The following is a 26,217-nucleotide window of genomic DNA, read 5'->3' as shown; positions in this document are numbered from 1 at the left end:
AGACAGACGTGCAGGAAGAATCAAGGAAGGAACCAAGGAAATTGTCGACGTGTTAAACACAATGGTTTTGGAAGATTATCCTGACATCAAAATTATTTTTAAGGAGTCCACCGGACACAGAGCAGTTTTAGTCCTTAGAGGAGAAGGTCTTTCAGGTGAAGTTAGTGATGCAGACCCTAAAGTTGAAGGTAACAAACCAAAAGAAGTAAAAGCTTTGGATGATACACCGGAAGCGGCAAAAACCGCAGACATCTTAAACAAATTAGTTGTTAAAACATATGAAATGACCAAAGACCATCCTGTTAATGTAAAAAGGATGGAAGAAGGCGAACCTCCTGCAAACATTGTTATTCCACGTGGTGCGGGGGAAGTTCCTGTTGTCGAATCATTGAATGACAAATATGAAGTTAACTCCGCCTGTATTGCAGAAACAGGATTGATTATGGGAATCGGAAGATTTGCAGGCATGGACATTATTGAAATGGAAGATGTAACCGGTGGAATTGACACCAACCTGGACAATATCAGGGATACTATCATAGACCAGGTTAAAAACTCAGACCACGACTTTTTCTTAATAAACATTGACGGAGCGGATGAGGCCGGCCACGACGGCCAGACAATGGAGAAAAAGGAATTCATTGAAAAAGTGGATGCAGTGATAATGAGTGAACTCATAAAGCTTGAAGATGTTTATATTTACTTGACAGCTGACCATTCAACACCAATTTCAGTTAAAAATCACTCAGGCGATCCAGTGCCAGTTTTAATCAGAGGTCCTGAAGTAAGAGTGGATGACGTTAAAGAATTCTCCGAAAGAGCATGTGCAAAAGGAGGACTTAACAGAATCAGAGGATCAGATGTAATGAACATAATGATGGATTTAATGAACTATGCCCATAAATTCGGAGCATAACGGTGGTAGTATGGCAGCTAAAAAACTGTTCGGAACCTCCGGAATCAGAGGATTGATAGGTTCTGAGGTAACATGTGAACTCGCATTAAACGTTGGAAAATCACTAGCTTACTATTTGGGCAATGAGGGTAGTGTAGTTATAGGTTATGATACCAGAACCACAAATAAGATGCTTGACCAGGCAATATGTGCAGGACTTTTGGAAAGCGGAGTCGATGTAATTAAAATAGGAATGGTTCCAACACCTCTGGTCGGATACGCTACCGAAAAACTTGATGCCGATGCAGGAATCATGCTTACCGCTTCACACAATCCGTCCCCATATAACGGAATTAAGCTATGGAATAAAAACGGAATGGCATACACCTCCGAGCAAGAGGCTAAAATCGAAGAAATTTATGCTGAAAAATCATATATTTCAGTTTCATGGGATAAAATTGGAAAATTAAGCGTCAATGAACAAATCAAGGGGCAATATGTTGATGATTTAGTCAACATGGTCGATATTAAAGAAGGCCTGAAAGTTGTTATAGACTGTGCATCCGGTGCCGGAAGCGAAATATCACCTTTAGTATTCAGAAAGGCAGGATGCGAAGTCACAACCTTGAACTCCCAACCTGACGGATTTTTCCCTGGAAGAAACCCTGAGCCTAATGCTGAAAACCTTCAAAACTTAATGAAAACTGTTGTAGCTATTGGCGCAGACCTCGGAATAGCTCACGATGGTGACGCCGATAGGATGATTACAGTGGACGAGAACGGTAATATTTCACCGTTTGACTCACTTTTGGCACTGATATCTAAAGAATTTGACGGAGATGTTGTAACAACCGTGGATGCGGGATTGTGTATGGATGAATCCGTAAAAGGCAAAGTCTTCAGAACTCCTGTTGGAGATGTCAATGTGGCTGAAGTCATCATTGAGAAAAACGCCGCATTTGGAGGCGAACCTTCCGGAACATGGCTGCATCCTGACTTCTGTATGTGTCCTGATGGAATATTGTCAGGTTTGAGAATGGCTGAACTGGTATCCAAAAAAGGAAAATTGTCCGATCTTTTGGATGAGATTCCGTCATATCCTAACATCCGTGAAAAAATAACCTGTTCCAAAGAGGCAAAAATCAGGGTCATGGAAAATATGGAAGAATTGTTAAAGTCAGAATTCGATGATATTTCAGAAATAAATTCCATTGATGGTGTAAGATTAACCTTTACCGATGACAGCTGGGTGCTTGTCAGACCGTCAGGAACTGAGGACTATGTCAGGATAACTTTAGAGTCAAGGGATGCCCAAAGAGCAGAAGAAATTAAAGAAACCTGCGTAAAAGTAATCAACGAAAATTTATAGAAGATGGATTTTCATCTTCAAAATTAACTTTTTTTTAAAAAAAATATTGTGTATTTTTAACATGAATAGACGGTTTTTGGTAAAAAAAGAGAAAAATAAAAAAGGTTTTGAGAAGAAGAATTATTCTTCTTCTGCAATGAATGCCTCAATACCTAATGCTGCGCATTCTGGACAAGCCCAACCTTCTGGCATGTCTGCAGGAGTTGCTCCAGCAGGAATGTCGTAAGCAGGGTCACCTTTTTCTGTATCGAATCTATATTCACAGTGTAAACAAACATATACTGTCATTTTATTAATCTCCTTTGTGTTTTTGGCTATTAGCATAGCTAATATAGTTCTACTATATTCTAACTATTATTTAAAATTAGTCATTTGTTTTTAGAAAAATTAATTTATAAGATGAGAGTAAAACATATAATATTATTAGATAATTTTTATGGGGATAAAAAATGAAAGCAATTATATTAAGTGCTGGTGAAGGGTCTAGAATGAGGCCGTTAACACTTACAAAGCCTAAGACCATGTTGCCAGTAGCTGGAAAGCCAATTATCCAATATAACATAGAATCATTAAGGGATAATGGTGTTAAGGACATTCTGTTGATTGTCCGTTATAAAGAAGAAATGGTCAGAACATACTTTGGTGACGGTAGTGAGTTCGGTGTTAATATCACCTACGAAACTCAGGAAGATTTCCTCGGAACTGCGAATGCTATTTCTTACGGTGAAAAGTTTATTGATGACAGTTTGATTGTCCTGAATGGGGACATTATTCTTGATAATGAAATAATCAATGAAATAATCAAAAAATACGATGAGATTAAACCTGACACATTGATGGTTTTGACTGAAGTGGAGGATCCTTCAGCTTTTGGTGTTGTTGAAATCGAAGGCTGTGACATTAAAAGTATTGTGGAAAAACCTAAAAAAGAGGAAGCGCCAAGTAACCTTGTCAATGCAGGTATTTACATATTCAACAAGGACATTTTTGAAAAAATTAAAAAAACTGAAATTTCAGAGCGTGGTGAATACGAAATCACCGATTCTGTAAGTTTGCAGATTGCCGATGGTAAAAAAGTAATTGGACATAAAACAAATAAGGATTGGATTGATGTCGGTCGTCCATGGGAGCTCATTGAAGTTAATGAAGAGCTCATAAGCAATTTAAAAACAGAAATCAAGGGAACCATCGAAGATGGAGTTCATATTCACGGTGAAATATTTTTGGATGAGGAAAGTGTCATAAGGTCCGGAGTATACATTGAAGGAAACGTATACATCGGAAAACATTGTGATATAGGTCCTAACTCTTATATCAGAGGCAATTCCTATTTTGGTGACCATGTGCATGTTGGAAATGCCGTTGAAATCAAGAATTCCATTGTAATGGAAAACACCAATGTCAGTCACTTAAGTTATGTTGGAGATTCCGTAATCGGATCCAACTGTAATATTGCGGCAGGAACAAACATTGCAAACCTGCGTTTTGACAATAAACCTGTAAAAACAAAAATCAAAGATATGATGATAGATAGTGGAAGACGTAAGCTCGGTTCAATCATTGGAGATTCAGTTAAAACCGGAATCAACTCAAGCTTCTCACCAGGTGTTAAGGTGGGTCACAATTCCACTATAGGTTCAGGGGTTTTGTTGTATGATGATGTACCCTCCGATACACGTGTATTGGTAAAACAAAATCATATTATTCAAGACAAAAATAAAAAGAAAGAATAATTCGGCGATATTATGGAAAATAAAAAAGACTCTATTGTAATATGCCCAGGCGCACAGGTAATTGGAAATGTTGAACTCGGAGAGGATGTATCCATATGGCACGGTGCTGTTGTAAGGGGAGATACAGACTCCATCACTATTGGAAACAATTCAAACGTTCAGGACAACTGTGTTATTCACTGCACCAAGGGTTTTCCGGTGGAAATTGGAGAAAATGTTTCTGTCGGTCATGGTGCTGTCGTTCACGGCTGCAGGCTTGACGATAATGTGCTGATTGGAATGAACGCAACAGTTCTAAACGGAGCACACATATCTAAAAATTCAATTGTGGGTGCGGGAGCTGTTGTAAGTGAAGGCAAGGAATTTCCAGAAGGCAGTTTGATTTTAGGCGTCCCTGGACGTGCAGTGAAGGAACTTTCAGAAGAGCAAATCAGACATATCCAAGTGAATGCGGACAATTATGTCAAACTTTCTAAACAATACAAGGACGATTAGTAATGAAGGCAAGAAAAATAGTAGATGAAATGGATTCATACGTTCCGGGCAAATCTCAGGGAGAGATTGCTGAGCAGTTCGGATTGAATAAGGATGAAATCATTAAACTGGGGTCCAATGAAAATCCGTGGGGTCCGTCTCCAAAGGCAATGGAAGCTATCAAGGCGGAAATCAAGTCAATAAACAGATACCCTGAATCCCAGCTCCATGAACTTGTGGAAGAAATAGCCAAATATGCAGATGTTGATGAAAATCAGGTCATCATCGGTGGAGACGGTGCTGATGAAATCATTGACGTGCTTGCAAAAACCTTCATTGATGAAGGTGATGAATTCATAGTTCCGCTACCGTCCTATATGTACTATGAATACCTGCTCCAGCAATATGGGGCTCATCCGGTCTATGCTAGATGGGATTTGGATAAAAACGAACTTGATGCGGATTCCATATTCGATGCTATCACAGACAAAACAAAAATGATTTTCCTGTGTTCTCCAAACAATCCTACAGGAACTTTAATTAAGAAGGAAGTTCTGGCTGATATTGCAGGTAAAAATCCTGATGTGCTTATTGTTATTGATGAAGCTTACTTTGAATACTCCGAAGTTACAAATAAGGATTTGATTGATGAATACGATAATATTTTCATCATCCGTACAATGTCCAAGGTATTGGGTCTTGCAGGAATGAGAATCGGCTACGGCCTTGCATGCGAACAGATTATTGAATATATGCACAGAATTAAACCGGTATTTTCCCTAACAAGATTATCTTTTGTAGCCGCCCTCAATACATTCAGAGACACAGAATACATCAGAGATTCAATTGAAAAAGGAATCGAGTCAAGACAATACCTGTATGATGAGCTGTCAAAAATCGATTCATTGAATGTATTTCCATCCAAATCCAATTTCATGTTGATAGATATAAGAAAAACAGGTTTTACAGCAAGCGAGCTGGCTTTGGAACTTATGAAAAAAGGAATAATTGTAAGGGATTGCACCTCCTTTAAGGGTCTGGATGAATATTGGATAAGAATCAGCATTTGTACTTTGGATGAAGATAAAAAATTCATTGAAATTATTAAAGAGGTTTTAAACTAATGTATGTTGGCGGATCTGTGATTTCTTCAGTTGAGTTTCATGGCAACATGTCACTGGTTCTTTTCATGTCAGGATGTCCTCTAACATGCAGATATTGCCATAATGTTGAGCTTTTAGATGATGTCACTGAAAAGTCCTTTGAAGATATTAAACAGGAAATAGATTCTTCGGCAGATTTCCTGGATGCTGTTGTAATTTCAGGCGGCGAACCGTTAATGCAGACTGATGCGTTAATTGAAATATTCCGCTATGTCAGAGAGCTCGGCCTTAAAACCAAACTTGATACCAGCGGAATCTATCCGGATAAAATTAAGCAACTGCTTGATTTAAAATTACTGGATTTCGTTTCACTTGACATTAAAAACACATTTTCAAAATACAGAAAAATCACAGGATCCAATGTCGGTTTTCAGGTTAAAAAATCAATGGAACTGATTAATGCAGATAATAATGTTCGTCTTGAAGCAAGAACAACTTATGTTCCTACATTGCATACAAAAAAAGACATAATCAATTTAGTTGATGAAATTGAAGCTGATATCTACACAATCCAACAATTTAGAAATAAAAACGTTCTTGATCCCGCTTTGGAAAAGGTTGAAGTGCCGAATCCTCATGACCTGGCGCAATTGGCCCGTGAAATCAAGCCATACTTTAACGGCCAGGTAAAAGTCAAATCAGCTGAATTCGGTGAACAGATAATTGAATAAATATTAAGGAGGAGTCAAATGCCAATTTTGTCATTTTCAAGTAATGATATAGATGTAATTACTGGTAAAAAAACAAGAACAATACGTAAAGCATGGAAGACTCCGCTTAAGGTCGGTGACAGGCTTTACTGTTACTGGAATCTGGTCTCAAAAGAAAAGATGAAAATCTTTGAAGCGTTGGTAACCGATGTTGAAAACATATCCTTTGAAGACATTAAGGACAATGATGAATTGGCTAGAAAAGAGGGCTTTAAAGACTCTTATGATATGTTAAGAGAATTTAAAAAAATGTATGGTGGTCAAATCAGCGATTCAGATGAATTTCAGATAATCTATTTTGAAAAGCTTCACATTGACGATTGGAAAGGCGACAAGATAGATGAAAAGGCGATGATTACCAAAAGAGCAGACATTCTTTTTGACAGCGGTAAATTCGATAAATCTACAATGTGCTATGAAGCTGCACTAAGGCTTGATCCGAATGATGTTTATTTGCTCAACAAGCAGGGGGACAATCTGTCAAGATTGGGTCATTTTGATGAGGCAATAAGCTGTTATGACAAAGCTTTAGAAACCGAACCGGACAATGAGTACATTTTGAATAATAAAGCTATTGCACTTCTAAACGCTGGCAGAATCGAAGAAGCGTATAAGGCCAGTACAATAGCTTATAATTTCCGTCCGAGCAGTCCTATTGTCCTGTATTGGAGAGGATTTATTTTAGAAATGCTTGGAAGATATGATGCTGCCCTGAGGGTTTACGATAAGCTTATTGTAATCGATGGGGAAAATCCCGAAGTTTGGAATGCACGTGGAAACTTACTGACTGATATGGGTAAGCTGGAAGAAGCTATTGAATCATTCGATAAGGCTGTTGAAGTGTGTTTGGATGATTCTGATATGGATGCCAATGCAATTAATCGTATGGGTAATGCTTACATTGATTTGGGCAAATTTGATGAGGCATTGGAATGCTTTAATAAGGCAATTTCATTAGAACCTTACAGCATTGATTTTTTACTTAATAAAGGAGTTGTTTTAATGGAATTGGGCAAATTTGAAGAGGCTGTTGACAGTTTTAACAAAGTATTGCTTAGAAGTCCTGACAATGAAGACGCATTTTTCCTAAAAGAAGAATGTTTGGAAAACTTTTAAACATTTGCATTTTTCAATGTAGATGTCATAATTTTATTTTATTAATTTTTTATATAACTCTCATTATTTTAAAAGTAGGCACTGATTTTATTAATGTTTGAAATAAAAAACATGTTTTAATCATATCCGGAATCGATATAATTAAAACAAATTGGGTGATGGTTTTTCGTGTTGTTATTTTTTATATTTTTTAATTAAACTGATTCCCCAATCGGTCATTTCATCTGCTTTCTCTTGTGAGTCGGACTCGGCAAAGCATCTGAAAATTGGTTCTGTTCCGGATGGTCTGATAATTACCCAACCATCTTCTTTAAGGATTTTAACACCGTCTGTTAAGTCTAATTCGAAATCAGTAGTGCTTTTAATCTCATCAGCAATACTTGACATTACGAATTCTTTTTCATCATCAGGACATTCGATTTTCATCTTTTTAGCATAATAGACAGGAAGTTCTGCCACTAGCTCGGATAAAGGTTTTTTCTCTTTAGCGACAATCTCCAGAATTTTGGCAACGGTCATCACTGCATCTCTTCCATAAACAAAATCAGGGAAAATAAGTCCTCCGTTTTCTTCTCCACCGAACAGACCATCTTCATCTTTAAGTTTACGTGCAACAAGCAAATCTCCAACTGCAGTAGCTATGACTTCACCGTTATATTCTTCTGCAATGTCGTAAATGGCCTGGGAAGTTGCAACTGTTGTTACAATGGTTCCGCCATCATTTTCCTTAAGCATGTATTTTTCGACAAGGCTGAATGTCTTGTCTCCTAAGACAAAATTTCCTTTCTCATCGATACAAATTGTCCTGTCGGCATCTCCGTCATGTGCAAGTCCAATGTCTGCACCCAGTTCTTTAACGACGCTGATTAATTCCTGAAGGTTTTCTTCAATAGGTTCAGGGTCACGGCCAGGGAAAAATCCGTCGGCCTGAGCATTCAAAGTTGTCACTTCACATCCAAGCTTTCTAATCAGGTATGGGGCGGTATAGCATCCTGCACCTGATCCGCAATCAACAACAACTTTTAGTTTGGCGTCACGGATAGCCTCGGCATCCACTTTTGTGACGGCCTCGTCAACATATTCATCTATAATGTTATCATTGTGGTAAATTTGACCTATTTCGTAAAATGGAACTCTGTCAGGTTCTTCATCAAAGTATAGCTTTTCAATTGCCAAATCCATTTCATCAGGTATTCCGATACCAAATTCATCCAAAAATTTAAGTCCATTATATTTTGGAGGGTTATGTGAAGCGGTAATCATCACTCCACCGTCATAATATTTGCGAACTGCATATTGAACTCCTGGTGTAGGTAAAATTCCTAAATCCACCACGTCACATCCGCTTGATAAAAGTCCGGCTTTAACAGCTTCTTTCAGCATTGGTGTAGATGTTCTTGGGTCTCCTCCAACAGCCACGGTTCCTTTGACCAGTGAACCGTAACAGGCTGCAAGTCTTGATGCGAACTCTGGAGTTAAAACATCATTGGCTGTTCTCCTAACTCCAAAAGTTCCAAATAATCGTTTTTTATCAGACATGTTATTGTTTCCTATACATTTTAATATATCAATTTTTGTTGTTCAATTAATAAAAAGCTATTGTTAACCTGTAATTTTCAGGCCGTCTCCGCTTGATAAAATTATTTCAAGTTCTGAATTATATTCGGTAATTTTGCCGGTGACTTCAACTTTTTTGTCTTTGAAATCGTTGATGTCCAGACTGTTCGATTGTAATTCAGCCAATTGCTTTTCAAAGATTACTAAAGACATCTGCCCGGTTCCGTCATTAATGGTTAAAAAATAGCTGGTTTTGGATGCAGATGATGCAATGTCGCTGACAACACAATCAATGCAAACCTCCTCATCAATCATCCCACGGTCAATATCTTCTATTTTAACTTTTTTCACTTCAATTGAAGGTGTAAAGATTAACAGGCCGATTATGCCAATCAATGAAGTGATTAAAGCAATTCTTAATAATTTATCGTCTGTAATTTCCATACTTTTTCATTGTAGTTCATGTTTAAAATAGGCGATAGGATTTCAACTTGTAAAATTTATTTAGGATTGAAGATATAGTATGAGTATGTTTGAAAGTTTCACGAAAACAGAACTTTATGCACTGTTGGCGGGCGTGTTTACGGCGTCCCTGATTGTTTCGAATATCATTGCTGGCAAAACATTTGTTTTCTTTTCATTTATTTTGCCTTGCGGCGTAATAATATTTCCGGTAATCTATATTGTTAATGATATTTTGGCGGAGGTATACGGGTATGAAAAAGCAAAAAGGATTATTTTGCTTGGATTTTTGATGAATCTTCTTGCCGTCATCTGTTATAATGTAACAATATGGCTTCCTGCACCAGTATTTTTCGAGGGCTCTGAAGCATTCAGCATAGTTCTGGGCTCAACATTAAGGTTATTGATAGCCAGTTTCATCGCATATCTTGTGGGGTCTCTTGTGAATGCAAAGGCAATGGTAATTTTGAAAAAATGGGATGAGGATAAACTGTTTTTCAGATGCATAATATCCACATTGTTCGGTGAGGGTCTGGATGCTATAATTTTCATTTTCATAGGATTTTTTGGAACAATGCCAACGGAAGCACTTATTCTGATGATTGTCGCGCAAGCATTGTTCAAAACAGTGTATGAAATAATTGTATATCCTTTGACAAAGGCTGTTATCGGTAAAGTTAAGGCACTGCCTGAAAATTAATTTCCTGTATTGTACATGGAAATTAACCTTTCAACAGTATCCACATCCATCGGACCTTTGTCCTTTCTTATATTTTTAACAACAGGGAATCTTAATGAGTATCCGGTTTCATACTCCGGTGATTCTACAATTTCTGAAAATGCAATTTCTAGGACTATTTTCGGCTCGACTGTAATTTCACGGCCTTTTGTTGAAATTTCAAGCTCTTTCATTTTGCCGGTCAGATATTCAAGAGTTGCATCATCCAGACCTGTTGCGGCATATGCTACAGTCTTGAAGTCATCATTTTCATCTCTAAGTGCCACCAGGTAGGATCCGACGAAATCTCCTCTTTTTCCAATGCCGTAGGTTCCTCCAACGATAACCATATCCAGGGTTTCCGGTTCCGCTTTATATTTAAGCATTTTTTTACCTCTGAGGCCCGGAATGTAAGGTTCCTTGCAATCCTTAATCATGATTCCTTCATGTCCTCCTTCGATGGAGGTTTCAAATAATTCCTGAAGCTCATCAATGTTGTTTTCATTTCCCACTTTCATGGTGCTCAGGTTCATCGCATCAACGGAAGTATCCACAATGCTTTCAAGTATTTCACGCCTTTTGGAGAGCGGTTCATCAATCATTGGAACTTTATAGTACAGTACATCAAAGAGGAATAATTTCAATGGCACATTTTCCATTGCCTCTTCCACATTATGCTTTCTTCTAACTCTGTGGAGGATATTCTGGAACGGGAGTGGCTTGCCGTTTCTTGTAGCTATTACTTCTCCTTCTACAATGTAGTTTTCATGAGGCAGATGTTCATCAAACAGTTCAACGATTTCCGGCAGAGCATGAGTTATGTTTTCAAGTCTGCGGGTGAATATTTTAATTTCATCTCCGTTTCTATGGACCTGCAGCCTTATTCCATCGTATTTTGTCTCACAGATTGCACAACCCATTTCAGGTATGATTTCATCCAATGGAGGTGCCAGCTGTGCAAGCATTGGCTTAACTGGAGTTCCCGGTGTCAGGTTAAGTTTTTTAAGACCTTCCGCACCTTCCTCTTTGGCGGTTCTTGCAACAACAGAAAAGTCATTTGTAAGCATCTGTGCTCTTTCAACAACAGTTTTGTCTATGTCAAATGCCTGGGCTATTGCGTCCCTGACAACTCCGTCTCCAACACCGATTCTCAGCTCTTCTGTAATTGTACGGGTCAGGTATTTGGCTTCAGTTGCACTGGCCTGTGATAATAACTCTAAAATAATCGCAATTTTACGGTTTGTTGATCTGGATCCGCTGATTTGTGACAATTTGCGTAAGCTATTGAAGACAAAATCAATTGTCAGAGGCTGTGAAAAGAATGTCATTTGGGTTTTATTGGCATATAATTTTACGCATGCAAGTCCGATGTCTCCCTCGTCACGAACCGCATCTTCAACTTTGGCCTGTGTCGTTCCAACCGCTTCGGCAACAGCTCTTTCAACCAGTTTTCCACCAATACCAATTTCTTCGGAGCTCCATGCTGGAAATACAACTCCTAAAATCAGCAATCCTACTTTTTCAATAGTGTCGGAATCCAATTTCTTTAGAAATTCAGATATTATTTCTGTTTTCTCCAGTCTTTTGGTGGTTGCCTCAAGGGCGGAGTAAACGTCCACAAGTTCCTGGTACTTCATCAGAAATCACCTTTGGCAATTTTAACGGCACAGTATTCTCCGCACATTGCACACATTTCATTATCGTCAAGTTCACATTTGTCACGGTACTTTCTTGGTTTGGATTTGTCAAGTGCCAAATCAAATTGCGCATCCCAGTCGAATTCCCTTCTGGCTTTTGCCATTGCTTTTTCACGTGACCATGCTGAATCAAGGCCTTTTGCAACATCGGCCGCTTCTGCAGCAATTTTTGATGCGATAACTCCTTCCTTAACATCTTCCAGGCTTGGCAGGGATAAATGCTCGGCAGGGGTTACATAACATAGGAAATTTGCTCCTGCTGTTGCTGCAATCGCTCCGCCAATGGCTCCGGTAATGTGGTCGTAACCTGGTGCAATGTCGGTTACAAGAGGTCCCAGCACGTAAAATGGTGCTCCGTGGCATACGGTTTTTTGAATTTCCATATTTGCTTTAATCTGGTTTAATGGCATGTGTCCCGGACCTTCTACCATGACCTGGACATTAGCGTCCTGTGCTCTTTTGACGAGGCCTCCGAGATTTACAAGCTCTTGAATTTGAGGGATATCGCTTGCATCGGCCAGACAGCCAGGTCTTAGCCCGTCTCCTAATGATAATGTAATGTCATATTCATATGATAGCTCTAAAAGATAATCGTAATTTTCATATAACGGATTTTCCTGTTCATTGTGATTTATCCAGGATGCCATGAATGTTCCTCCACGGCTCACAATTCCCATCATACGGTTTGCATCCTTTAGCTTTTGAACGAGGTCTTTTGTAATTCCGCAGTGGAGGGTCATGAAATCCACTCCTTCTTTTGCCTGATTTTCAATGGCCTTAAAAATATCATCAGGGTCCATGTCGATGATTTCTTTGTTTTTAGCCAGGGTCACGACTCCAGCCTCATAAATCGGCACTGTCCCGATACAGATGTCGACGGCTTCCATGATTTTCCTTCTGAACAGTTTCAAATCGGAACCTGTTGACAGATCCATCAGCGCATCGGCACCATATTCCTGAGCCAATTTGGCTTTATTAATTTCAAGTTCAATATCGTCAATTTTGGATGATGAACCTATATTTGCATTGATTTTTGTCCTAAGGCCTTCTCCAATTCCGCATGGTTTGGAATGTCCATTAATATTTTTAGGAATTACAACTAATCCTTTATCTATTAATCCAGCTAGTTTATTTACATCTATATTTTCTTCTTTTGCAACATATTCCATTTCAGGTGTGATGTTGCCTTTTTGAGCTTCACTTTTCTGAGTCAAATTTATCCCTCTAGTTGACTATTCATTAGAATTATATCAAGTTCATACTATATAGAATTTTTTTAAATTGTTAAATTTTATTGTCAATATATTTTTTATATTGAAAAATTATACAATAGTATAACGGTGGTTATATGGTAGAAGACAAACATGTGATAGAAACATTGGGAAAAGTTAAAGTAGTAATCGAAAATGGTGAAATAACCGAAGTCGGCTCATCAGATATGAAATACTGTCCGATGTTTCATGCAATGCATAAAGTAGATGAATTGAACGAAGAATTCATCCGTAAAAACATTAATTTTAGAATTAAAGACTTTGGAATGTGCACTCCGGATAGAGTTATTGAAATGGATGATCTGGTTACTGTCGGAATTTCAGAAATACTAAAAACAAATATGGAAAATGGAAGCATTGACTGTGTTGTCGGTGCCTGTGATGGTGCCGGAACTGTAATAATGACAAATCCCCGTGTAGTTCAGGGGGTAGGCGGAAGAGTGTCCGGTCTGATTAGTACAACACCAATTCCTGAAGTCATTAAAAACCTGGAGGAAAAGGATTCCATTGTCCTAAATCCGGAAACAGCTGAACTAAATCAGCTTGAAGGATTAAAAATAGCCCTCTCAAAAGGATATAAAAATATTGCTATAACTGTTATACCTTCTCCTATGATTAAGGAGCTTCGCGAATATCCTTTGGATGATGATGTTAATGTTTATATTTTTGTAGCTCATACTACCGGTGTTAATGCTGAAGAAGCAGAAATGCTGTTTGAATACGGAGATATTGTAACCGCATGTGCTTCAAAAGAGGTCAGTCGATATGCTGACGAGCACCAGCCATATTACTATGGAACCAAAGTGCCGATATTCTGCGCAACTGAGGATGGAAAAAGATTTCTGGACAATCGTCTTGAAAAAATTAACAAGCCGTTATCTACAAAAGATTATCCGAGAGATAAAAGCGATTCTCCTCATGAACTGATTTAAATGGAGGAATATTTATAAAAAAAATATTTTTTGACACCGAAACATCAGGTCTGAATTGTAGACATTGTCAAATTATAGAATTGGCTATGATTACTGTTGTTGATGGTGAAATTGTAGATCAATTTGATGAGTTTATTAAATGTGAAAAACCTTTGCCTTCAAAAATAACCAAAATTACTGGAATTGATGATGAAACACTTGAAAGAGAAGGATTGCCTGAAAAAGATGTGGCTAAACATTTAAAAGGAATGTTTGATGAGGATGCATTAATGATTGCCCATAATGCACAATTCGACCTATCTTTTGTTTATTATTTGCTTAAAAGGCATTTTCCTGATGAGGCCGATGATCTTGTTAAGAAAATGGACTGGTTAGATACTCTAACTGTTTTAAAGGACCGTAAGGAATATCCTCACAAATTAATTGATGCTGTCAAATATTATGAAGTTGATGAAGTCAATTTTCACAGAGCAATTGATGATACAAAGGCATTATATAATGTTTATTATAAATTAAAAGAAGAACGTGATGATTTATTGGAATATAAGAATGTTTTCGGATTCAATCCTAAATGGGGCATCAACGGTAAAAGATTTCCATTTATAAAATATTATCCTCAGTATTATCATAGGGGAGGAATGGTGCCTGCAGATAGAATATTGCCGAATCATGATGGTTAATTTTGGAGGTCATGGGAAAGATGTCTGTATCTTTCCCACTAAATATGGTTAGAATTTGTAATATTGAATGGAGGAATGGAGGAAGAAAATGGGGGTTTTCTTCCTACATGTACTGAACTAATTGTTCATCCTTGGGTTTGTTTCCAGGTTTTACTTTATCGATTGCATCTTTAAAGTATTTATTAGTTATTTCACTAGCTTCGAGGTCATCTCTTAATGCGAGCATTGCTGCTTCACGGCAAACTGATTCAATGTCTGCTCCAACATATCCATCAGTTTGTTTGGCAAGTTTTTTAAGATCAACGTCTTTTGAAAGAGGCATGTTTTTAGTATGTACTTCAAAGATTGCAAGTCTTGCTTCTTCGTCAGGTTCTGAAACTTGGATGTGTCTGTCGAATCTTCCAGGCCTCATTAAACCAGCATCCAAAATGTCAGGTCTGTTGGTTGCAGCTATGATTGCAACGTCTTCAAGTTCTTCCAAACCGTCCATTTCAGTTAATAATTGGTTTACAACTCTTTTTGTAACACCACTGTCAGTATCATTTCCACTGCGTGCTCCAGCTATTGCATCAATTTCATCGAAAAAGATTACAGTTGGTGCAGCCTGTTTAGCTTTTCTGAATACTTCCCTAACTCCTTTTTCAGATTCTCCGACCCATTTGGATAAGAGCTCAGGGCCTTTTACGGAGATGAAGTTTGCTTCACTTTCACTGGCTACCGCTTTTGCAAGCAAGGTTTTACCTGTACCTGGAATTCCGTAGAGAAGGGTTCCTTTTGGAGGTCTTATTCCTAAGCGTTGGAATGTGTCAGGATGTTTTAAAGGCCATTCGACTGCTTCTTTTAGCTCTTGTTTTACATCTTCAAGACCACCAATGTCATCCCATTTTATGTCTGGGATTTGGACAAGTACTTCTCTTAATGCGGAAGGTTGGATCTCTTTTTGAGCGTTTTTGAAGTCATCTCCAGTTACCACGATTTTCTCCATCACTTCTTTTGGAATTTCCTCGTCGTTTTGGATTTCCGGAAGGATTCTTCTAACTACTCTCATCGCTGCTTCTTTACATAATGATTCCAAATCTGCTCCTACAAATCCGTGAGTTGTACCTGCGATTTTATCCAAATCGACATCTTCTGCAAGAGGCATGTTCCTTGTATGGATTTCAAGCACTTCTTTTCTCTCTTCAGTATCAGGCACTCCGATTTCGATTTCTCTGTCAAATCTTCCTGGTCTTCTTAGTGCAGGATCAAGTGAGTCTGGTCTGTTTGTTGCACCGATAACTACCACCTGGCCACGGGATTTAAGACCGTCCATTAAAGTTAAAAGTTGAGCAACGGTTCTTCTTTCAACTTCGCCATTGGTTTCTTCTCTTTTTGGTGCAATTGCATCCAGTTCATCTATAAATATGATTGAAGGTGAGTTTTCTTCAGCTTCTTCGAAGTATTCCCTTAGGTTTTCTTCAGATCCTCCGACATATTTGCTCATGATTTCAGGCCCGTTTATTGCAATGAAATGGGCATCACTTTCACTAGCTACTGCTTTAGCCAGTAATGTTTTACCGGTACCTGGAGGTCCGTGCATTAATACTCCTTTTGGAGGTGCGATTCCTAATTTTTCAAAGAGTTCAGGTCTTTTAAGAGGTATTTCAATCATTTCCCTTACTTTTTTAACCTCTTCTTTCAAACCTCCAATGTCTTCGTAGCTTACATCAACAAGGTTTCCGACACCTTCTATTTTGCTAACGTCCACTGGGGACTCGTGTAGTTGCACTTCGGTATTTGGTCCAACAATGACGATGTCTTTTGGATTTGTGGATACTACTGCAAATTTGATTTCTTTCATTGCAGGTGTGAAGTCCATCAATTCATCGAATATGCTGTTGAATCCTCTGCTCATACTTGGTCTAGGTGCTCTGATTTGTGATCCGATAATGTCACCTTGAACCATTACTTTACCGGCAAATAAACCACGTACATCTCCTTGTACACGGATATTATTTTCAATTGGTGCTAAAACAACTTTTTTAGCTTCTGTTGCTTTAGTTTTTTTAATGGTAACTTCCCCTCCAATTGTTGCTCCTGAATTTTTACGAACTAACCCGTCGATTCTTATTACTCCAAGACCAATGTCTGTCTGGGAAGGAAGAGCGATTGCTGCAGTTCTTCTTTCACCAACGATTTCGATTAAGTCTCTTTCTTTAATGTCTAAATCGTCCATGACGTTTGGATCAAGTCTTGCTACTCCTTGTCCAACATCTTTCTGGGAAATTGCTTCTGCAACTTTTAGTGTGATTTCATTTTCTGCCATGATATCATCTCCTTTTATGGCTGTAATGTATGTAATTGTAATGTGTCAAAATCTTTTTGTTACTTTTTGTAACTTTATTGACAAACATATCTGTGTATGTTTTACTATATAAAGGTTTTGGTTTTAAGGTGTAAAAAATTCCTGCTAAAATATCTTAATTTTGTTATCTTCAATTTAAATAAAGATATTTTTTTGATTAAATAATTATTTTTTTTTAAAAATAAAAAATAGTAAATATTAAGCTACTATAACTTAATTAAAAATTTAGTTACTTTTAGACAGTTTAATATTTGTTCGTATAACTTGAAACAAATTATCTTATGATTCCGCCAAAACCGGTAAACAGTTTTATCACCTTTTCAATGTCCTCTTTTGAAAGGGCTGTAACTTCAAAGGTCAGGCTTATGGAATTCTCATCTATTTGAGGACCGTTATATGCGTCAGTTAGCTTAATGTCAATTATATTGTCTATGTTCATGACGGTTTTCTGTATGGTCTCGACATGGACATTTTTGGGAAACATGCAGCTGATGGATTGGGTTGTATTTGTCCAATTGTCGATTTTCCATTGGTAAAGCTCATTGTCAAGCAATATCCTGATATTGGCTATTCTCAATTTTTTGGTTTTTGTACCGTTTCTCAATACAGCAGTCTTGCCGTCCACACTTTCAAGAATTCCCGTATGGATTTTCCCAGAGTAAATGTGCTTTAGGCCCACTTCCTTACCGATGGAGTTAAATAATATACTGTATTCGTAGTTTAGGGCACCTATTGCCTTGTCACTTCTACCCAATGCATTTTTAATATCGCCCATATGTTTTGTTGCATTTATCGCAATATCGATGAACTTATCCTCGTCTTCATTATTTATGGCATCTCTCAGTTCGATTACTGCATCTGCAAAAGTATTTCTAATTTTTGCACCATTGTTGTTCATTGATTGGATATTGTAAGTTAAATAAGGGTTCTGTGAAACAATACGGGCAATCATATCTATCATTAAGTTATAGATTGGACTTTCATAGTCTTCGGTTTCGGATATGTCAACTTTCAGCTTTTCAATTGCGGATGCTGTTGAAATAAATGAAAAATGGGTTAAAACCTGCACAATGCTCATCATGAAATCATGTTTTTCTGCACTGGTTTCGATTACTCTCATGTTCTTGCTTTCAAGGTATCTGTAAACTTTACTGTACCATTTGCCTTTTCTGACGGGAGTCAATACTATAACCTGATTGTCAAGCTGTGTGGTTCTCGGACCGAAAATAGGATGTGTTGGAATATACTCGATTGTATCGGGCAGTACTTCTTTCATGGTTTCGGTAGGGCCTTCCTTGACTGAAGTCACATCAACCATAACTGATCCTTCTTTCATAAAAGGAGCTACTTCACGGATAACATCGCAGGTATGTTCTATTGGAACTGAGATGATTAATATGTCACTAATATTTGCCAAACCTGCATTGGATTCAATATAATGCACATTCATTCCATCTGCTACGGCTTTGCCTTTTTTATGATTTCTTCCAGTTATGTATACTTCAAATTCGTCCCTAAAATAGTAAGTGAGGGTTCTACCTAAACCGTCACTACCACCAATTATTCCAACATTCATGTAAATAAATTATGTTTTTCTAATTAATAAGGTTATTAATTGTTGTTGTGTTCATATATGGAAATATTTTAAATAGCGCTGTAGGGGGTAACTTACATTAATTAGTAAGTATAATATATTTTTTGAAAGCATGAAGATTATAAAACAAGATACAAAAGAAGGAATAATTGAAGTAGTTCCGGAAACCTTGGATGATTTATGGCATTTGTCCCATATTGTCGAAGTCGGAGACAATGCCTCTTCAAAAACAACTCGCCGTATCCAGGATAATACTGGAGACAAACTTAGAAGTGATAGGGGAGTTAAAAAAACATTTTATTTGGGGTTGGATATTGAAAATGTTAGCTTCCATTTGTTTACCGGCAAATTAAGATTAACAGGAGTAATTACAAGAGGTCCTGAAGACCTGATTCCTCTCGGATCTCACCACACATTGGAAGTCAAACTGAACACCCCTCTCAAAATTCAAAAGGAAAAATGGCCAAAATGGGCAATAAAAAGACTTAATCAGGCAATTGACGCTTCTAAAAAATTATCTGCAATCATAGTTGTCCTTGAGGATGATACTGCAACACTCGGATTGATGAGACAGTTCGGAATAGAATACTATGGTCCGATTAAGGGAAATGTTTCCGGTAAACGGATAGTTGATAAAAACCGCCAGAAGAACATAATACAATTTTATGAAAAAGTAATAGAATCTATTGTCAAATTCGATTCAATTCAAAACATTGTCATCGCAGGACCAGGATTTGTTAAAAACGATTTTTATGATTATCTAAAGGAAAAACATAAGGATCTAGCTAAAATATCAATCGTTGAGGCAACAGGATCAGGCGGCAGAGTAGGTATAAGCGAAGTTCTTAAGAAGGGAACTGTTGAGAAATTGACCTCAGAAAATCGGGTAGCTATTGAAATGGGAGCTGTCAATAAATTACTGGAGCAGATTGGGAGAAATTCATCTAAAATTGCTTATGGTCCAAAAGAAGTCAAAAATGCAATTAATATGGGTGCCGTTGGTGAACTTTTAGTTTTGGATACAAAAGTCGCCGATGAAAATATGGGCGATTTGATGGACATGGTTGAAAACATGAATGGTAATGTAATGGTAATCAGTAGTGAGCATGAGGGTGGAAAACAGCTGGAAAGTCTAGGAGGAATGGCCGCTATTTTAAGGTATGAAATAGCTTAAATTTTATATAAGATAATTTATAAATACTTAATTAAATTTTTTAAATGACTTGTGATTATATGTATTCATCGATATTTTTAGCATTAATTTTTGTTTTCATTTTATCTATGGTGGGAACTTTAATTTTAAATATTATTTTCAGATTCTTGGGTGAAAGAGGATATTTGGGAAATCTTTTTCCAAATGTTAGAGGAGGAATTCCAAGAGGTATCGGTTTAATTCCGTTTATCATTCTTTCTTTCTATTTTTTACCCGGATATAACAGCCTAATTTTAATAATTGGTATTTGTGCATTCATCGATGATATAATGGGTAGGAAAAAATCTCCATTTGGAATTGAATGGGGGCAGCTTTCAAGAGGTATTGGAATTGTTTTAGTTATGTTTGCAGGATTATTCCTTGGATTGGGTGTTTCTTCAATATTCATAGCTTTAATGGTTCAGCCACTTAACATATCTGATATGCAACCAGGTTCCACATGTATTGTCACAATCATAATGTGTGTTCTAACAATAGTTCTTATGCTTATTTTTGGCTCTGCGGAAGTTGCAGAACTTCCAGCTACTTACACTCCATTGCTGCTGCTGGTAGTTTGCCTTGGATATTGTCCGCTTGACTTTGCAGGAAAAATCATGCTTGGTGAAGTTGGAAATCATGTATTCGGTATTGCTTTGGGTGTTTCATTTTACATATTCGGAGGATTAGCAGGCTTAATCGCATTATTCATAGTAACTACTGCATTGATTGCATTTGTTAGAAGAAACAACTTGAAAGTATTTTTCAGAAGAAATTTAAGATTATTGGACCCTACATTCGGTGACTACTTTATGGATGTTCTAACCGGTGGAGGGTTAGGTGATTTATTTAGGAAATGGATATTAGAAGACAAACAACCGATAGTAACAAATCCCATTTTAATTAGTTTGGGTTTTAGAAGATTATTATATAACCCGTACGCATCTCATCCAAAAAGATATGTTCCTAAACAAAAACCAAGATTAGAGATTAGGTAGGTAATATGAAGGCATTGCTTATTGTAACCGGGAGAGGATTAGGTGGAGATGCAGCTGTCGCTCTCAATTTAATAAAATCATTAGAAAAAAAAGGAGTTGAATGTGAAATTGCTCTGGATGAGTCTGCTCCTGGAGTACTGTTTAAAAAGCATGGCTATTCATGGCATAAAATATCAATTCCTCAGGCGGGAGGTCATGCAGCTACAAAGGCGTCTGCTGCAAAAGGCGCAATGAAATTAATAACTGCCGCTTCCAAAGCAAGAAATTTAATAAAAAGTAAAAATTATGATTTTGTCATTGGTGTTTTAGGGGGAGGAGCTATTGTAGCATCTTTAGGTGCTAAATTGGCTAGAACAAAAGTATTTTCATTAATTTCCACACCGTTGGATTCTAAAGTTTGCCCTAAATTCAATGAATGTTTTATTTTGCCTGAATTGGATAAATTCAGATGGGATGTCCTTCCGAAAAATACTGACAGGTCTTTTTATCCGCTATCTCAAGATGCTGGTGACGGTGATGCGGAAATTGGTCTTTCAAAATTAAAAGAATGCTCCAATTTTGATGAAAACAAAAAAACAATAGTATTTTCATCAGGATCATCCATTTTCAAAGGTATGATTGATGCGATATCTAATGTGGCAGAATGCACTGATGAATTTAATCTGGTTTTGGTAGGTATTCCGTTAGAAGATGAGTATATTGATGAAATAAATAATCTGGACATCATCTATGTTGGATTTATTGATTGGATTAATCATTTATTCAAATTTGCTGATTTGGCTGTTTTGACTGATGACGGAGTTTCACTTCAGGAAGCATTATGCTGTGATACTCCAATCGTCGCCCTGACCCATGTAAAGTGGGGAAGATATCAGAACATGGCGGGAGTATTTAAAGGAGCTATTGTGGAATCTTCAGTTGCCGATGTTGTTGAAAATATCGAATATGCATTCAATAATTATGATTCTTTAAGTCAAAACGCTTCAAAATACGGTAAACTTTGCCTTGAGGCTGGTGATGTTTTAGCAGATAAAATGTTAAAAATGTTAAAATAGTGGTATTTTATAACCACATATTTTTAATAATTTTGTAATTGGAGTCTGTAGAAGGATGGACTTCCAAAAATTCCTCATAATCATCCAAATCATAATCCATTCTCATCAAATATGAGAGATATGCAACATCACTTGTTGATGATGGGGATATTGAATTAATTCTATTTATTTTATTGTTTTTATTGTCGAATTCCACTTCGGTAAAACCGGTTTCCCCTAATAGGATGTTCCAGAATGAGCCTGGTCCTGCAATACCTGGAATTCCGATAGTTGTCTTGTCTTCATCAGGGCATTGTGATTTTTCATTTTTAACAAAACTTGCTTCCATGTTCAAACTTAATGTTTGCGGAATGCAATTGTAGCTTACTTTATTTGCATAGCCTGCCATATTCCTTGCAGCTGTGATGCCTTCCATTCTAGCTACTGGGGTCAATTGATATCCTCCGGTAACATCACCTGCAGCATATATATTTTCCACACTAGTTTTCATCATTTCATCAACTTTGATGGTTTTGTCGGGGTTTAGGTCAACAATGTCTTGGGCAATTTCACTGTTAGGTGTTCTTCCTGTTGCAAAAAATGGGATTCCTTCAAGCTCGTCACCATTTTCACATAAAACCTTGTCTTTATATGCTTCAGTGACACTTGTGTTTTCAAAAATGTTTACATCAGGAATAATCTTTTTCAAGATGTAGCTTTTTGCATTTTCATCAATTTCTTTTAGAAATGTTGATCTTGCAATAACATTAACTTCACTGCCCAATGTTGAGTAGATATTAGCTATTTCACAGGCAATGATTCCTCCGCCGATGACATTTAGTTTTTCTGGAACTTTATCAAGCTTTAAAATGTCTTTATTTGTGAGACCGTATTCGCTGCCTTTAATGTTGGGAATGAACGGACGGGCGCCGGTGGCTATTAGTAAATTTTCATATTCAAAGCTCTCTCCGTTCACATTAACGGTTTCACCATCGATACTTGCTTCACCATAGATGATGTTGTTTCCAAAGCTTTCGTTTTCCATCTGGTTTAATTCCCGAAGCATTTCCTGAGTTTCAATTATTTTTTCAACTATTTTTTCATATGAAATGTCCAGCTGGCTTTTTATAAATCCGTGGTTGTTGAATTTTTTGTTCATGTCAATGAATTTTGTAATGTCGGTCAATGCACAAATAACCATACATCCCTCATTCAAACAAGTGCCTGCTATATGATTTTTTTCAATTAAAGTAACTTCTTTTTCGAGTTTTCCGAGCTGTAAGGAAGCTAATCTTCCAGCAGGGCCGGAACCGATAACAATATTTTCCATTAAAACACCTATTTAGATAATTTTATATAATATCAATTTAGTAAATAATATATATTAAAATTTTGGAGATGGAAATTATGTGTATCGCAGCACCTGCTCATGTAGTTGAAATTAATAGAGAAGATAATTGGTTATATGCAGACTTTGGTGGAGCAAGACAACAAGCTAAATTAGATTTATTGCCTGATGTAGAAGTTGGAGATTATGTTCTTATTCATGCAGGCTATGCTATTGAAAAATTAACCGAAGAAGCTGCTAAAGAATCTTTAGAAGCTTGGGAAGAACTTTTAGAAATTCTCGAAGAAGAAGATCAATTATTAGAGCAACAAAAATTAGAACAAGAAAGTAATCAATAGATTGATACTCTTGTTACTCCTTTTATTTTTAAAAATTCATTTATTAAATCGCCTTTCACTGGTTCTTCGGTGATTATTGTTAATATTGGTGTTTTTTGAAGTTCTGTATCTTCAGCGTAAGCCTGTCTTATGCCGATTCCTTTTTGTGTAATTAAATTTGTTGTTGCAGCCAGTATTCCTTCACTTTCAGAACCCACTTCTATTTCAATAACTCCAAGTTCCAGGTTTTTCGCAATGTTTTTTAGAAGGGTTCCTGCTGGAATGATATTTGAGAATAGTTTGTATAGTTCTTCATCTTCTTGAATTATGTCTATTGTAGATTTGATTGCTCTTCTGTCAACTTCCGCTGCAGTAGCAAGAGCCTTATCACTTATTTTTAAATTTCCACAGTAGATTTTGCCGTCATCGTTAATGCATAAACCCAATTCAATCATTTTTTCTGCAACTCTAATTCGTGCAGGATATTTTTTAAATTTTTCATTGATCTTTTCCCACATTTATATCATCATTACAACTTTTTGTACATTCAAGTTAAATTATGTTCGTAGAAATATTTAATAGTTGTCATTTAATTTTGTCATTATGCAAATTCTTTTTTAAAATTAGTAAAATTTAGATAAAATTGTTATGTAATGTGAAAAATTCTTAAAAATAGTTAGAAGTAGGCTAGATGGGATTCGAACCCATGACCTCCCGGTTATCAGCCGAGCGCGCTAACCAAGCTGTGCCACTAGCCTATGAAATATGTGTGACAGTTAACTGTCAACACTTATACTTATATTAATTACTATATATAACTGTTTCGGTTATTTGTAGAATTAAATAAGATTTTTGAAAATTTATCTATTAATCATTTCGTTAATGGAGTCTGCCATAGCATGTCCTTCAACGATAATTTTTGCGTTTTCAATACCTTCAACGTTTTCAGCTCTAATTTTGGCATCAGCAGCAATACGTGTGATACTCATACAACCTGGATTGGTTGGTTTAAGGATAATTTCAGCTTGATCTCCGTCTACAGTAATATTTTGTACAATACCCATTTCTACAATACTTACGCCCATGTGTGGGTCGTTAATTACAGAAACAGCATCTTTAATATCATTCACTAAATCTTCTGACATAAGTAGTCTCCTAATTTTTATTGTATTTATGTATTTTAAACTAATGGTATATAAATTATTTTACTCGATGTTTAATTTTAACACCAATACCATTGTCACATTCTTCCATTTCACGACCTGTCATTATAGCTTTGCCGACCCCAACAACGGTATCGTCTTTAACTACAACCACTTCATCGTTTGGAATAATATTATGGTCTGCTTTATCAATTCCTGGTGCAAAAACGGTATTGGTTGTCAAATCAAAATCAATATTTACAATATTGATTCCCAAATCTTTTAAAATTTCTCCACCAGGTAAATTTAATCTGAATAATCCATAATCCTTATTAAAAAGTGCTAATTGAGTGCCATCTGACAAAATTCTTTTATGGTACATTCCTTTGGTCTTGACGTTGTCTGGAATGAATTTGTCTCCATTTTCACCAAACTGATATTTTGCAATTGACCTTAATTCATGCAATGTTTTTTCTCTTCTGTTTACTCTTTGATGTTTTTTAAGCTCCATTCTTAAATTATAAAGAGAATCAGGTGCAGTTGGTCTCTCATCAACACAGACATTGACAAAATCATCAAGATAGGCTTCTGCAGATTGCAAATATCCTCCTGCAAGATTAGCTATAACTGTCTTTCCTTCGGTATATTTTGCGATTAGTTTTCCGCTTTCTTCAATTTCATCTTCTGACCATTTACCAGTTGTACTAACATCATAGGATTGTATTGGAAATGTATTTTCAAGTTCTCTTGGACAGATTCCAAAAGGAGAGGTAACAATAAGCTCCTGATAAGATCTTGTCAGTTTTCGGAATTTTTGATGAGATTTTGAATTTGAATATGGTTTTTTCATACTGCACGGCAGCAGAACAACAGTATCTCCAAGAGGTTCCATCATTTCCATTCTTTGTCTCCATCTCACTGCTTCAGGACGGTACAAAGATTCTTCACTTGAACATATTACTTTCATTTTCATTCCTCAAAGGCTTTAATTAATTCATTATCAAGTTCAATTAATCGTTTAATGTTATCTTCAGGTTCATCAATTCGTCTTTTCCATTTTTCTATTACGAAATCAATATCTACCTCTTCGCTGCCGCTGATTAAATTATCTGCATGAGCCACAATTTTTTCTTCAAGAGTTTGAGGCACGTATGATTTTTCGGGAAGACCTAATTTTTTAGCTTCGCTTTCAGTAATTCCGGCACCGATATGTCTTTCAATAATATTCAGGACATCTTCACCATAGCCATATTCCCTTGCAACTTCAACTCCTCTGACTGCATGAGTGATTCCGTGAGTCCTAGACCTTCCGATATCATGTAACAGGGACCCTTTGCAGATTAGCTCACGATTTGCATTTTCAAAATTAGCAGCTATTTTCATAGCCTTTAAACAAACTGCTTTTGAATGTTCGATGACATTTTGAGGAGTGTTTTCTTTTTTAAGTAATTCTATCTCTCTATTCATCTTTTTT

27 protein-coding genes and 1 tRNA gene are annotated in these 26,217 nt (G+C 36.8%); 14 read left to right on the top strand and 14 right to left on the bottom strand.

What is annotated here, in order from left to right:
- Both ACJMLH_RS07205 and glmM (ACJMLH_RS07200) read left to right on the top strand, forming a co-directional pair.
- A partial coding sequence (locus tag ACJMLH_RS07205) for a phosphoglycerate mutase (RefSeq protein ID WP_405276186.1) occupies positions 1 to 916 on the top strand: 916 nt, incomplete at its 5' end.
- Positions 894 to 2,264 (top strand): phosphoglucosamine mutase, encoded by a 1,371-nt coding sequence (glmM, locus tag ACJMLH_RS07200; RefSeq protein WP_405276184.1) that lies wholly within the window; start codon positions 894 to 896, stop codon positions 2,262 to 2,264. The genes ACJMLH_RS07205 and glmM (ACJMLH_RS07200), both read left to right, overlap by 23 nt.
- 120 nt (positions 2,265 to 2,384) lie before the next feature.
- Here glmM (ACJMLH_RS07200) and ACJMLH_RS07195 read toward each other — a convergent pair whose 3' ends face one another.
- Positions 2,385 to 2,552, bottom strand: a complete 168-nt coding sequence (locus ACJMLH_RS07195) for a rubredoxin (RefSeq protein WP_405276182.1) — start codon at positions 2,550 to 2,552, stop codon at positions 2,385 to 2,387.
- 161 nt (positions 2,553 to 2,713) lie between these two features.
- On the opposite strand from ACJMLH_RS07195, the gene glmU reads away from it, so the two are divergent.
- Genes glmU through ACJMLH_RS07170 form a run of 5 tightly spaced genes read left to right on the top strand, consistent with a single transcriptional unit; the run spans position 2,714 to position 7,460 of the window.
- Positions 2,714 to 3,997 (top strand): bifunctional sugar-1-phosphate nucleotidylyltransferase/acetyltransferase, encoded by a 1,284-nt coding sequence (glmU, locus tag ACJMLH_RS07190; protein ID WP_405276180.1) that lies wholly within the window; start codon positions 2,714 to 2,716, stop codon positions 3,995 to 3,997.
- A gap of 12 nt (positions 3,998 to 4,009) precedes the next feature.
- A complete protein-coding gene (locus tag ACJMLH_RS07185) occupies positions 4,010 to 4,492 on the top strand; it encodes a gamma carbonic anhydrase family protein (protein ID WP_405276178.1) in 483 nt (160 codons plus the stop codon).
- 2 nt (positions 4,493 to 4,494) lie between these two features.
- Positions 4,495 to 5,595: a histidinol-phosphate transaminase gene (hisC, locus tag ACJMLH_RS07180; RefSeq protein WP_405276176.1), complete on the top strand. Its 1,101-nt coding sequence runs from the start codon at positions 4,495 to 4,497 to the stop codon at positions 5,593 to 5,595.
- Positions 5,595 to 6,305: an anaerobic ribonucleoside-triphosphate reductase activating protein gene (locus tag ACJMLH_RS07175; RefSeq protein ID WP_405276174.1), complete on the top strand. Its 711-nt coding sequence runs from the start codon at positions 5,595 to 5,597 to the stop codon at positions 6,303 to 6,305. The genes hisC and ACJMLH_RS07175 overlap by 1 nt, the downstream gene beginning before the upstream one ends.
- An 18-nt stretch (positions 6,306 to 6,323) precedes the next feature.
- Positions 6,324 to 7,460, top strand: a complete 1,137-nt coding sequence (locus ACJMLH_RS07170) for a tetratricopeptide repeat protein (protein WP_405276172.1) — start codon at positions 6,324 to 6,326, stop codon at positions 7,458 to 7,460.
- A 174-nt stretch (positions 7,461 to 7,634) separates the two neighbouring features.
- Here the strand turns inward: ACJMLH_RS07170 and glmM (ACJMLH_RS07165) are convergent, their stop codons facing one another.
- Both glmM (ACJMLH_RS07165) and ACJMLH_RS07160 read right to left on the bottom strand, forming a co-directional pair.
- On the bottom strand, positions 7,635 to 8,999 hold the full coding sequence (glmM, locus tag ACJMLH_RS07165) for a phosphoglucosamine mutase (protein WP_405276170.1): 1,365 nt from the start codon (positions 8,997 to 8,999) through the stop codon (positions 7,635 to 7,637).
- A 63-nt stretch (positions 9,000 to 9,062) separates the two neighbouring features.
- The gene (locus tag ACJMLH_RS07160) at positions 9,063 to 9,461 is read right to left on the bottom strand and encodes an OB-fold nucleic acid binding domain-containing protein (RefSeq protein ID WP_405276168.1); all 399 of its coding nucleotides are present in this window, start codon (positions 9,459 to 9,461) and stop codon (positions 9,063 to 9,065) included.
- A gap of 79 nt (positions 9,462 to 9,540) precedes the next feature.
- Between ACJMLH_RS07160 and ACJMLH_RS07155 the strand changes: the two genes are divergently transcribed.
- The gene (locus ACJMLH_RS07155) at positions 9,541 to 10,179 is read left to right on the top strand and encodes a queuosine precursor transporter (protein ID WP_405276166.1); all 639 of its coding nucleotides are present in this window, start codon (positions 9,541 to 9,543) and stop codon (positions 10,177 to 10,179) included.
- On the opposite strand, the gene ACJMLH_RS07150 is transcribed toward ACJMLH_RS07155, so the two are convergent.
- Both ACJMLH_RS07150 and thiC read right to left on the bottom strand, forming a co-directional pair.
- Positions 10,176 to 11,834, bottom strand: coding sequence for an ATP-dependent DNA ligase (locus ACJMLH_RS07150; protein ID WP_405276164.1), 1,659 nt, complete (start codon positions 11,832 to 11,834; stop codon positions 10,176 to 10,178). The two genes, ACJMLH_RS07155 and ACJMLH_RS07150, sit on opposite strands and share 4 nt — an antisense overlap.
- Positions 11,834 to 13,108, bottom strand: a complete 1,275-nt coding sequence (gene thiC / locus ACJMLH_RS07145; protein WP_405276162.1) for a phosphomethylpyrimidine synthase — start codon at positions 13,106 to 13,108, stop codon at positions 11,834 to 11,836. Before thiC ends, ACJMLH_RS07150 begins: the two co-directional genes overlap by 1 nt.
- A 134-nt stretch (positions 13,109 to 13,242) precedes the next feature.
- Between thiC and ACJMLH_RS07140 the strand changes: the two genes are divergently transcribed.
- Positions 13,243 to 14,097, top strand: a complete 855-nt coding sequence (locus ACJMLH_RS07140; protein ID WP_405276160.1) for a methanogenesis marker 8 protein — start codon at positions 13,243 to 13,245, stop codon at positions 14,095 to 14,097.
- An 8-nt stretch (positions 14,098 to 14,105) separates the two neighbouring features.
- Complete coding sequence (locus tag ACJMLH_RS07135; RefSeq protein ID WP_405276192.1) at positions 14,106 to 14,777, top strand: PolC-type DNA polymerase III; 672 nt, start codon at positions 14,106 to 14,108, stop codon at positions 14,775 to 14,777.
- Between the two features lie 103 nt (positions 14,778 to 14,880).
- Here ACJMLH_RS07135 and ACJMLH_RS07130 read toward each other — a convergent pair whose 3' ends face one another.
- Complete coding sequence (locus tag ACJMLH_RS07130; RefSeq protein WP_405276158.1) at positions 14,881 to 17,082, bottom strand: CDC48 family AAA ATPase; 2,202 nt, start codon at positions 17,080 to 17,082, stop codon at positions 14,881 to 14,883.
- 313 nt (positions 17,083 to 17,395) lie between these two features.
- On the bottom strand, positions 17,396 to 18,697 hold the full coding sequence (locus ACJMLH_RS07125) for a prephenate dehydrogenase (protein WP_405276156.1): 1,302 nt from the start codon (positions 18,695 to 18,697) through the stop codon (positions 17,396 to 17,398).
- Between the two features lie 130 nt (positions 18,698 to 18,827).
- Between ACJMLH_RS07125 and ACJMLH_RS07120 the strand changes: the two genes are divergently transcribed.
- Complete coding sequence (locus ACJMLH_RS07120) at positions 18,828 to 19,889, top strand: mRNA surveillance protein pelota (protein WP_405276154.1); 1,062 nt, start codon at positions 18,828 to 18,830, stop codon at positions 19,887 to 19,889.
- A gap of 55 nt (positions 19,890 to 19,944) precedes the next feature.
- Here ACJMLH_RS07120 and ACJMLH_RS07115 read toward each other — a convergent pair whose 3' ends face one another.
- On the bottom strand, positions 19,945 to 20,121 hold the full coding sequence (locus tag ACJMLH_RS07115) for a hypothetical protein (RefSeq protein WP_405276194.1): 177 nt from the start codon (positions 20,119 to 20,121) through the stop codon (positions 19,945 to 19,947).
- On the opposite strand from ACJMLH_RS07115, the gene ACJMLH_RS07110 reads away from it, so the two are divergent.
- Both ACJMLH_RS07110 and ACJMLH_RS07105 read left to right on the top strand, forming a co-directional pair.
- Positions 20,036 to 20,902: a cell wall biosynthesis protein gene (locus tag ACJMLH_RS07110; RefSeq protein WP_405276190.1), complete on the top strand. Its 867-nt coding sequence runs from the start codon at positions 20,036 to 20,038 to the stop codon at positions 20,900 to 20,902. The genes ACJMLH_RS07115 and ACJMLH_RS07110 overlap by 86 nt on opposite strands.
- A gap of 5 nt (positions 20,903 to 20,907) precedes the next feature.
- Positions 20,908 to 21,957, top strand: a complete 1,050-nt coding sequence (locus ACJMLH_RS07105; RefSeq protein ID WP_405276152.1) for a glycosyltransferase — start codon at positions 20,908 to 20,910, stop codon at positions 21,955 to 21,957.
- Positions 21,958 to 21,964: 7 nt separating this feature from the next.
- On the opposite strand, the gene ACJMLH_RS07100 is transcribed toward ACJMLH_RS07105, so the two are convergent.
- The gene (locus ACJMLH_RS07100; RefSeq protein ID WP_405276150.1) at positions 21,965 to 23,266 is read right to left on the bottom strand and encodes an FAD-dependent oxidoreductase; all 1,302 of its coding nucleotides are present in this window, start codon (positions 23,264 to 23,266) and stop codon (positions 21,965 to 21,967) included.
- 77 nt (positions 23,267 to 23,343) lie between these two features.
- On the opposite strand from ACJMLH_RS07100, the gene ACJMLH_RS07095 reads away from it, so the two are divergent.
- Positions 23,344 to 23,622 carry a HypC/HybG/HupF family hydrogenase formation chaperone gene (locus ACJMLH_RS07095; protein WP_405276148.1) on the top strand — a complete coding sequence of 93 codons (279 nt, stop codon included), beginning with the start codon at positions 23,344 to 23,346 and terminating at the stop codon, positions 23,620 to 23,622.
- Here the strand turns inward: ACJMLH_RS07095 and ACJMLH_RS07090 are convergent.
- The 5 genes from ACJMLH_RS07090 to ACJMLH_RS07070 form a co-directional block, all read right to left on the bottom strand.
- Positions 23,616 to 24,119 carry an amino acid-binding protein gene (locus ACJMLH_RS07090; RefSeq protein ID WP_405276146.1) on the bottom strand — a complete coding sequence of 168 codons (504 nt, stop codon included), beginning with the start codon at positions 24,117 to 24,119 and terminating at the stop codon, positions 23,616 to 23,618. The two genes, ACJMLH_RS07095 and ACJMLH_RS07090, sit on opposite strands and share 7 nt — an antisense overlap.
- Positions 24,120 to 24,284: 165 nt before the next feature.
- A tRNA-Ile gene (locus tag ACJMLH_RS07085) sits at positions 24,285 to 24,359 on the bottom strand.
- Between the two features lie 102 nt (positions 24,360 to 24,461).
- Complete coding sequence (locus ACJMLH_RS07080; RefSeq protein WP_405276144.1) at positions 24,462 to 24,746, bottom strand: iron-sulfur cluster assembly protein; 285 nt, start codon at positions 24,744 to 24,746, stop codon at positions 24,462 to 24,464.
- A gap of 55 nt (positions 24,747 to 24,801) precedes the next feature.
- Positions 24,802 to 25,710, bottom strand: coding sequence for a DUF5591 domain-containing protein (locus ACJMLH_RS07075; protein WP_405276142.1), 909 nt, complete (start codon positions 25,708 to 25,710; stop codon positions 24,802 to 24,804).
- A 2-nt stretch (positions 25,711 to 25,712) separates the two neighbouring features.
- Entirely contained in the window at positions 25,713 to 26,210 is a 498-nt protein-coding gene (locus tag ACJMLH_RS07070) for a TIGR00295 family protein (protein WP_405276188.1), read from the bottom strand.
- Positions 26,211 to 26,217 lie beyond the last annotated feature (7 nt).

The sequence above is a fragment of the Methanobrevibacter sp. genome, assembly GCF_045116495.1.
Classification (GTDB): Archaea; Methanobacteriota; Methanobacteria; order Methanobacteriales; family Methanobacteriaceae; genus Methanocatella.
Note: the sequence above shows the minus strand (reverse complement) of the source record. Positions and strands in the feature narration are given on the sequence as shown.

Bases quoted from the DNA above. Each gene is read 5' to 3' on its own strand.
- glmM (WP_405276184.1), top strand. From the start codon at position 894: ATGCCCATAAATTCGGAGCATAACGGTGGTAGTATGGCAGCTAAAAAA.
- ACJMLH_RS07195 (WP_405276182.1), bottom strand. From the start codon at position 2,552: ATGACAGTATATGTTTGTTTACACTGTGAATATAGATTCGATACAGAA.
- glmU (WP_405276180.1), top strand. From the start codon at position 2,714: ATGAAAGCAATTATATTAAGTGCTGGTGAAGGGTCTAGAATGAGGCCG.
- ACJMLH_RS07185 (WP_405276178.1), top strand. From the start codon at position 4,010: ATGGAAAATAAAAAAGACTCTATTGTAATATGCCCAGGCGCACAGGTA.
- hisC (WP_405276176.1), top strand. From the start codon at position 4,495: ATGAAGGCAAGAAAAATAGTAGATGAAATGGATTCATACGTTCCGGGC.
- ACJMLH_RS07175 (WP_405276174.1), top strand. From the start codon at position 5,595: ATGTATGTTGGCGGATCTGTGATTTCTTCAGTTGAGTTTCATGGCAAC.
- ACJMLH_RS07170 (WP_405276172.1), top strand. From the start codon at position 6,324: ATGCCAATTTTGTCATTTTCAAGTAATGATATAGATGTAATTACTGGT.
- glmM (WP_405276170.1), bottom strand. From the start codon at position 8,999: ATGTCTGATAAAAAACGATTATTTGGAACTTTTGGAGTTAGGAGAACA.
- ACJMLH_RS07160 (WP_405276168.1), bottom strand. From the start codon at position 9,461: ATGGAAATTACAGACGATAAATTATTAAGAATTGCTTTAATCACTTCA.
- ACJMLH_RS07155 (WP_405276166.1), top strand. From the start codon at position 9,541: ATGAGTATGTTTGAAAGTTTCACGAAAACAGAACTTTATGCACTGTTG.
- ACJMLH_RS07150 (WP_405276164.1), bottom strand. From the start codon at position 11,834: ATGAAGTACCAGGAACTTGTGGACGTTTACTCCGCCCTTGAGGCAACC.
- ACJMLH_RS07140 (WP_405276160.1), top strand. From the start codon at position 13,243: ATGGTAGAAGACAAACATGTGATAGAAACATTGGGAAAAGTTAAAGTA.
- ACJMLH_RS07130 (WP_405276158.1), bottom strand. From the start codon at position 17,082: ATGGCAGAAAATGAAATCACACTAAAAGTTGCAGAAGCAATTTCCCAG.
- ACJMLH_RS07125 (WP_405276156.1), bottom strand. From the start codon at position 18,697: ATGAATGTTGGAATAATTGGTGGTAGTGACGGTTTAGGTAGAACCCTC.
- ACJMLH_RS07120 (WP_405276154.1), top strand. From the start codon at position 18,828: ATGAAGATTATAAAACAAGATACAAAAGAAGGAATAATTGAAGTAGTT.
- ACJMLH_RS07115 (WP_405276194.1), bottom strand. From the start codon at position 20,121: ATGATAAACGGAATTAAACCGATACCTCTTGGAATTCCTCCTCTAACA.
- ACJMLH_RS07105 (WP_405276152.1), top strand. From the start codon at position 20,908: ATGAAGGCATTGCTTATTGTAACCGGGAGAGGATTAGGTGGAGATGCA.
- ACJMLH_RS07100 (WP_405276150.1), bottom strand. From the start codon at position 23,266: ATGGAAAATATTGTTATCGGTTCCGGCCCTGCTGGAAGATTAGCTTCC.
- ACJMLH_RS07095 (WP_405276148.1), top strand. From the start codon at position 23,344: ATGTGTATCGCAGCACCTGCTCATGTAGTTGAAATTAATAGAGAAGAT.
- ACJMLH_RS07090 (WP_405276146.1), bottom strand. From the start codon at position 24,119: ATGTGGGAAAAGATCAATGAAAAATTTAAAAAATATCCTGCACGAATT.
- ACJMLH_RS07080 (WP_405276144.1), bottom strand. From the start codon at position 24,746: ATGTCAGAAGATTTAGTGAATGATATTAAAGATGCTGTTTCTGTAATT.
- ACJMLH_RS07075 (WP_405276142.1), bottom strand. From the start codon at position 25,710: ATGAAAGTAATATGTTCAAGTGAAGAATCTTTGTACCGTCCTGAAGCA.
- ACJMLH_RS07070 (WP_405276188.1), bottom strand. From the start codon at position 26,210: ATGAATAGAGAGATAGAATTACTTAAAAAAGAAAACACTCCTCAAAAT.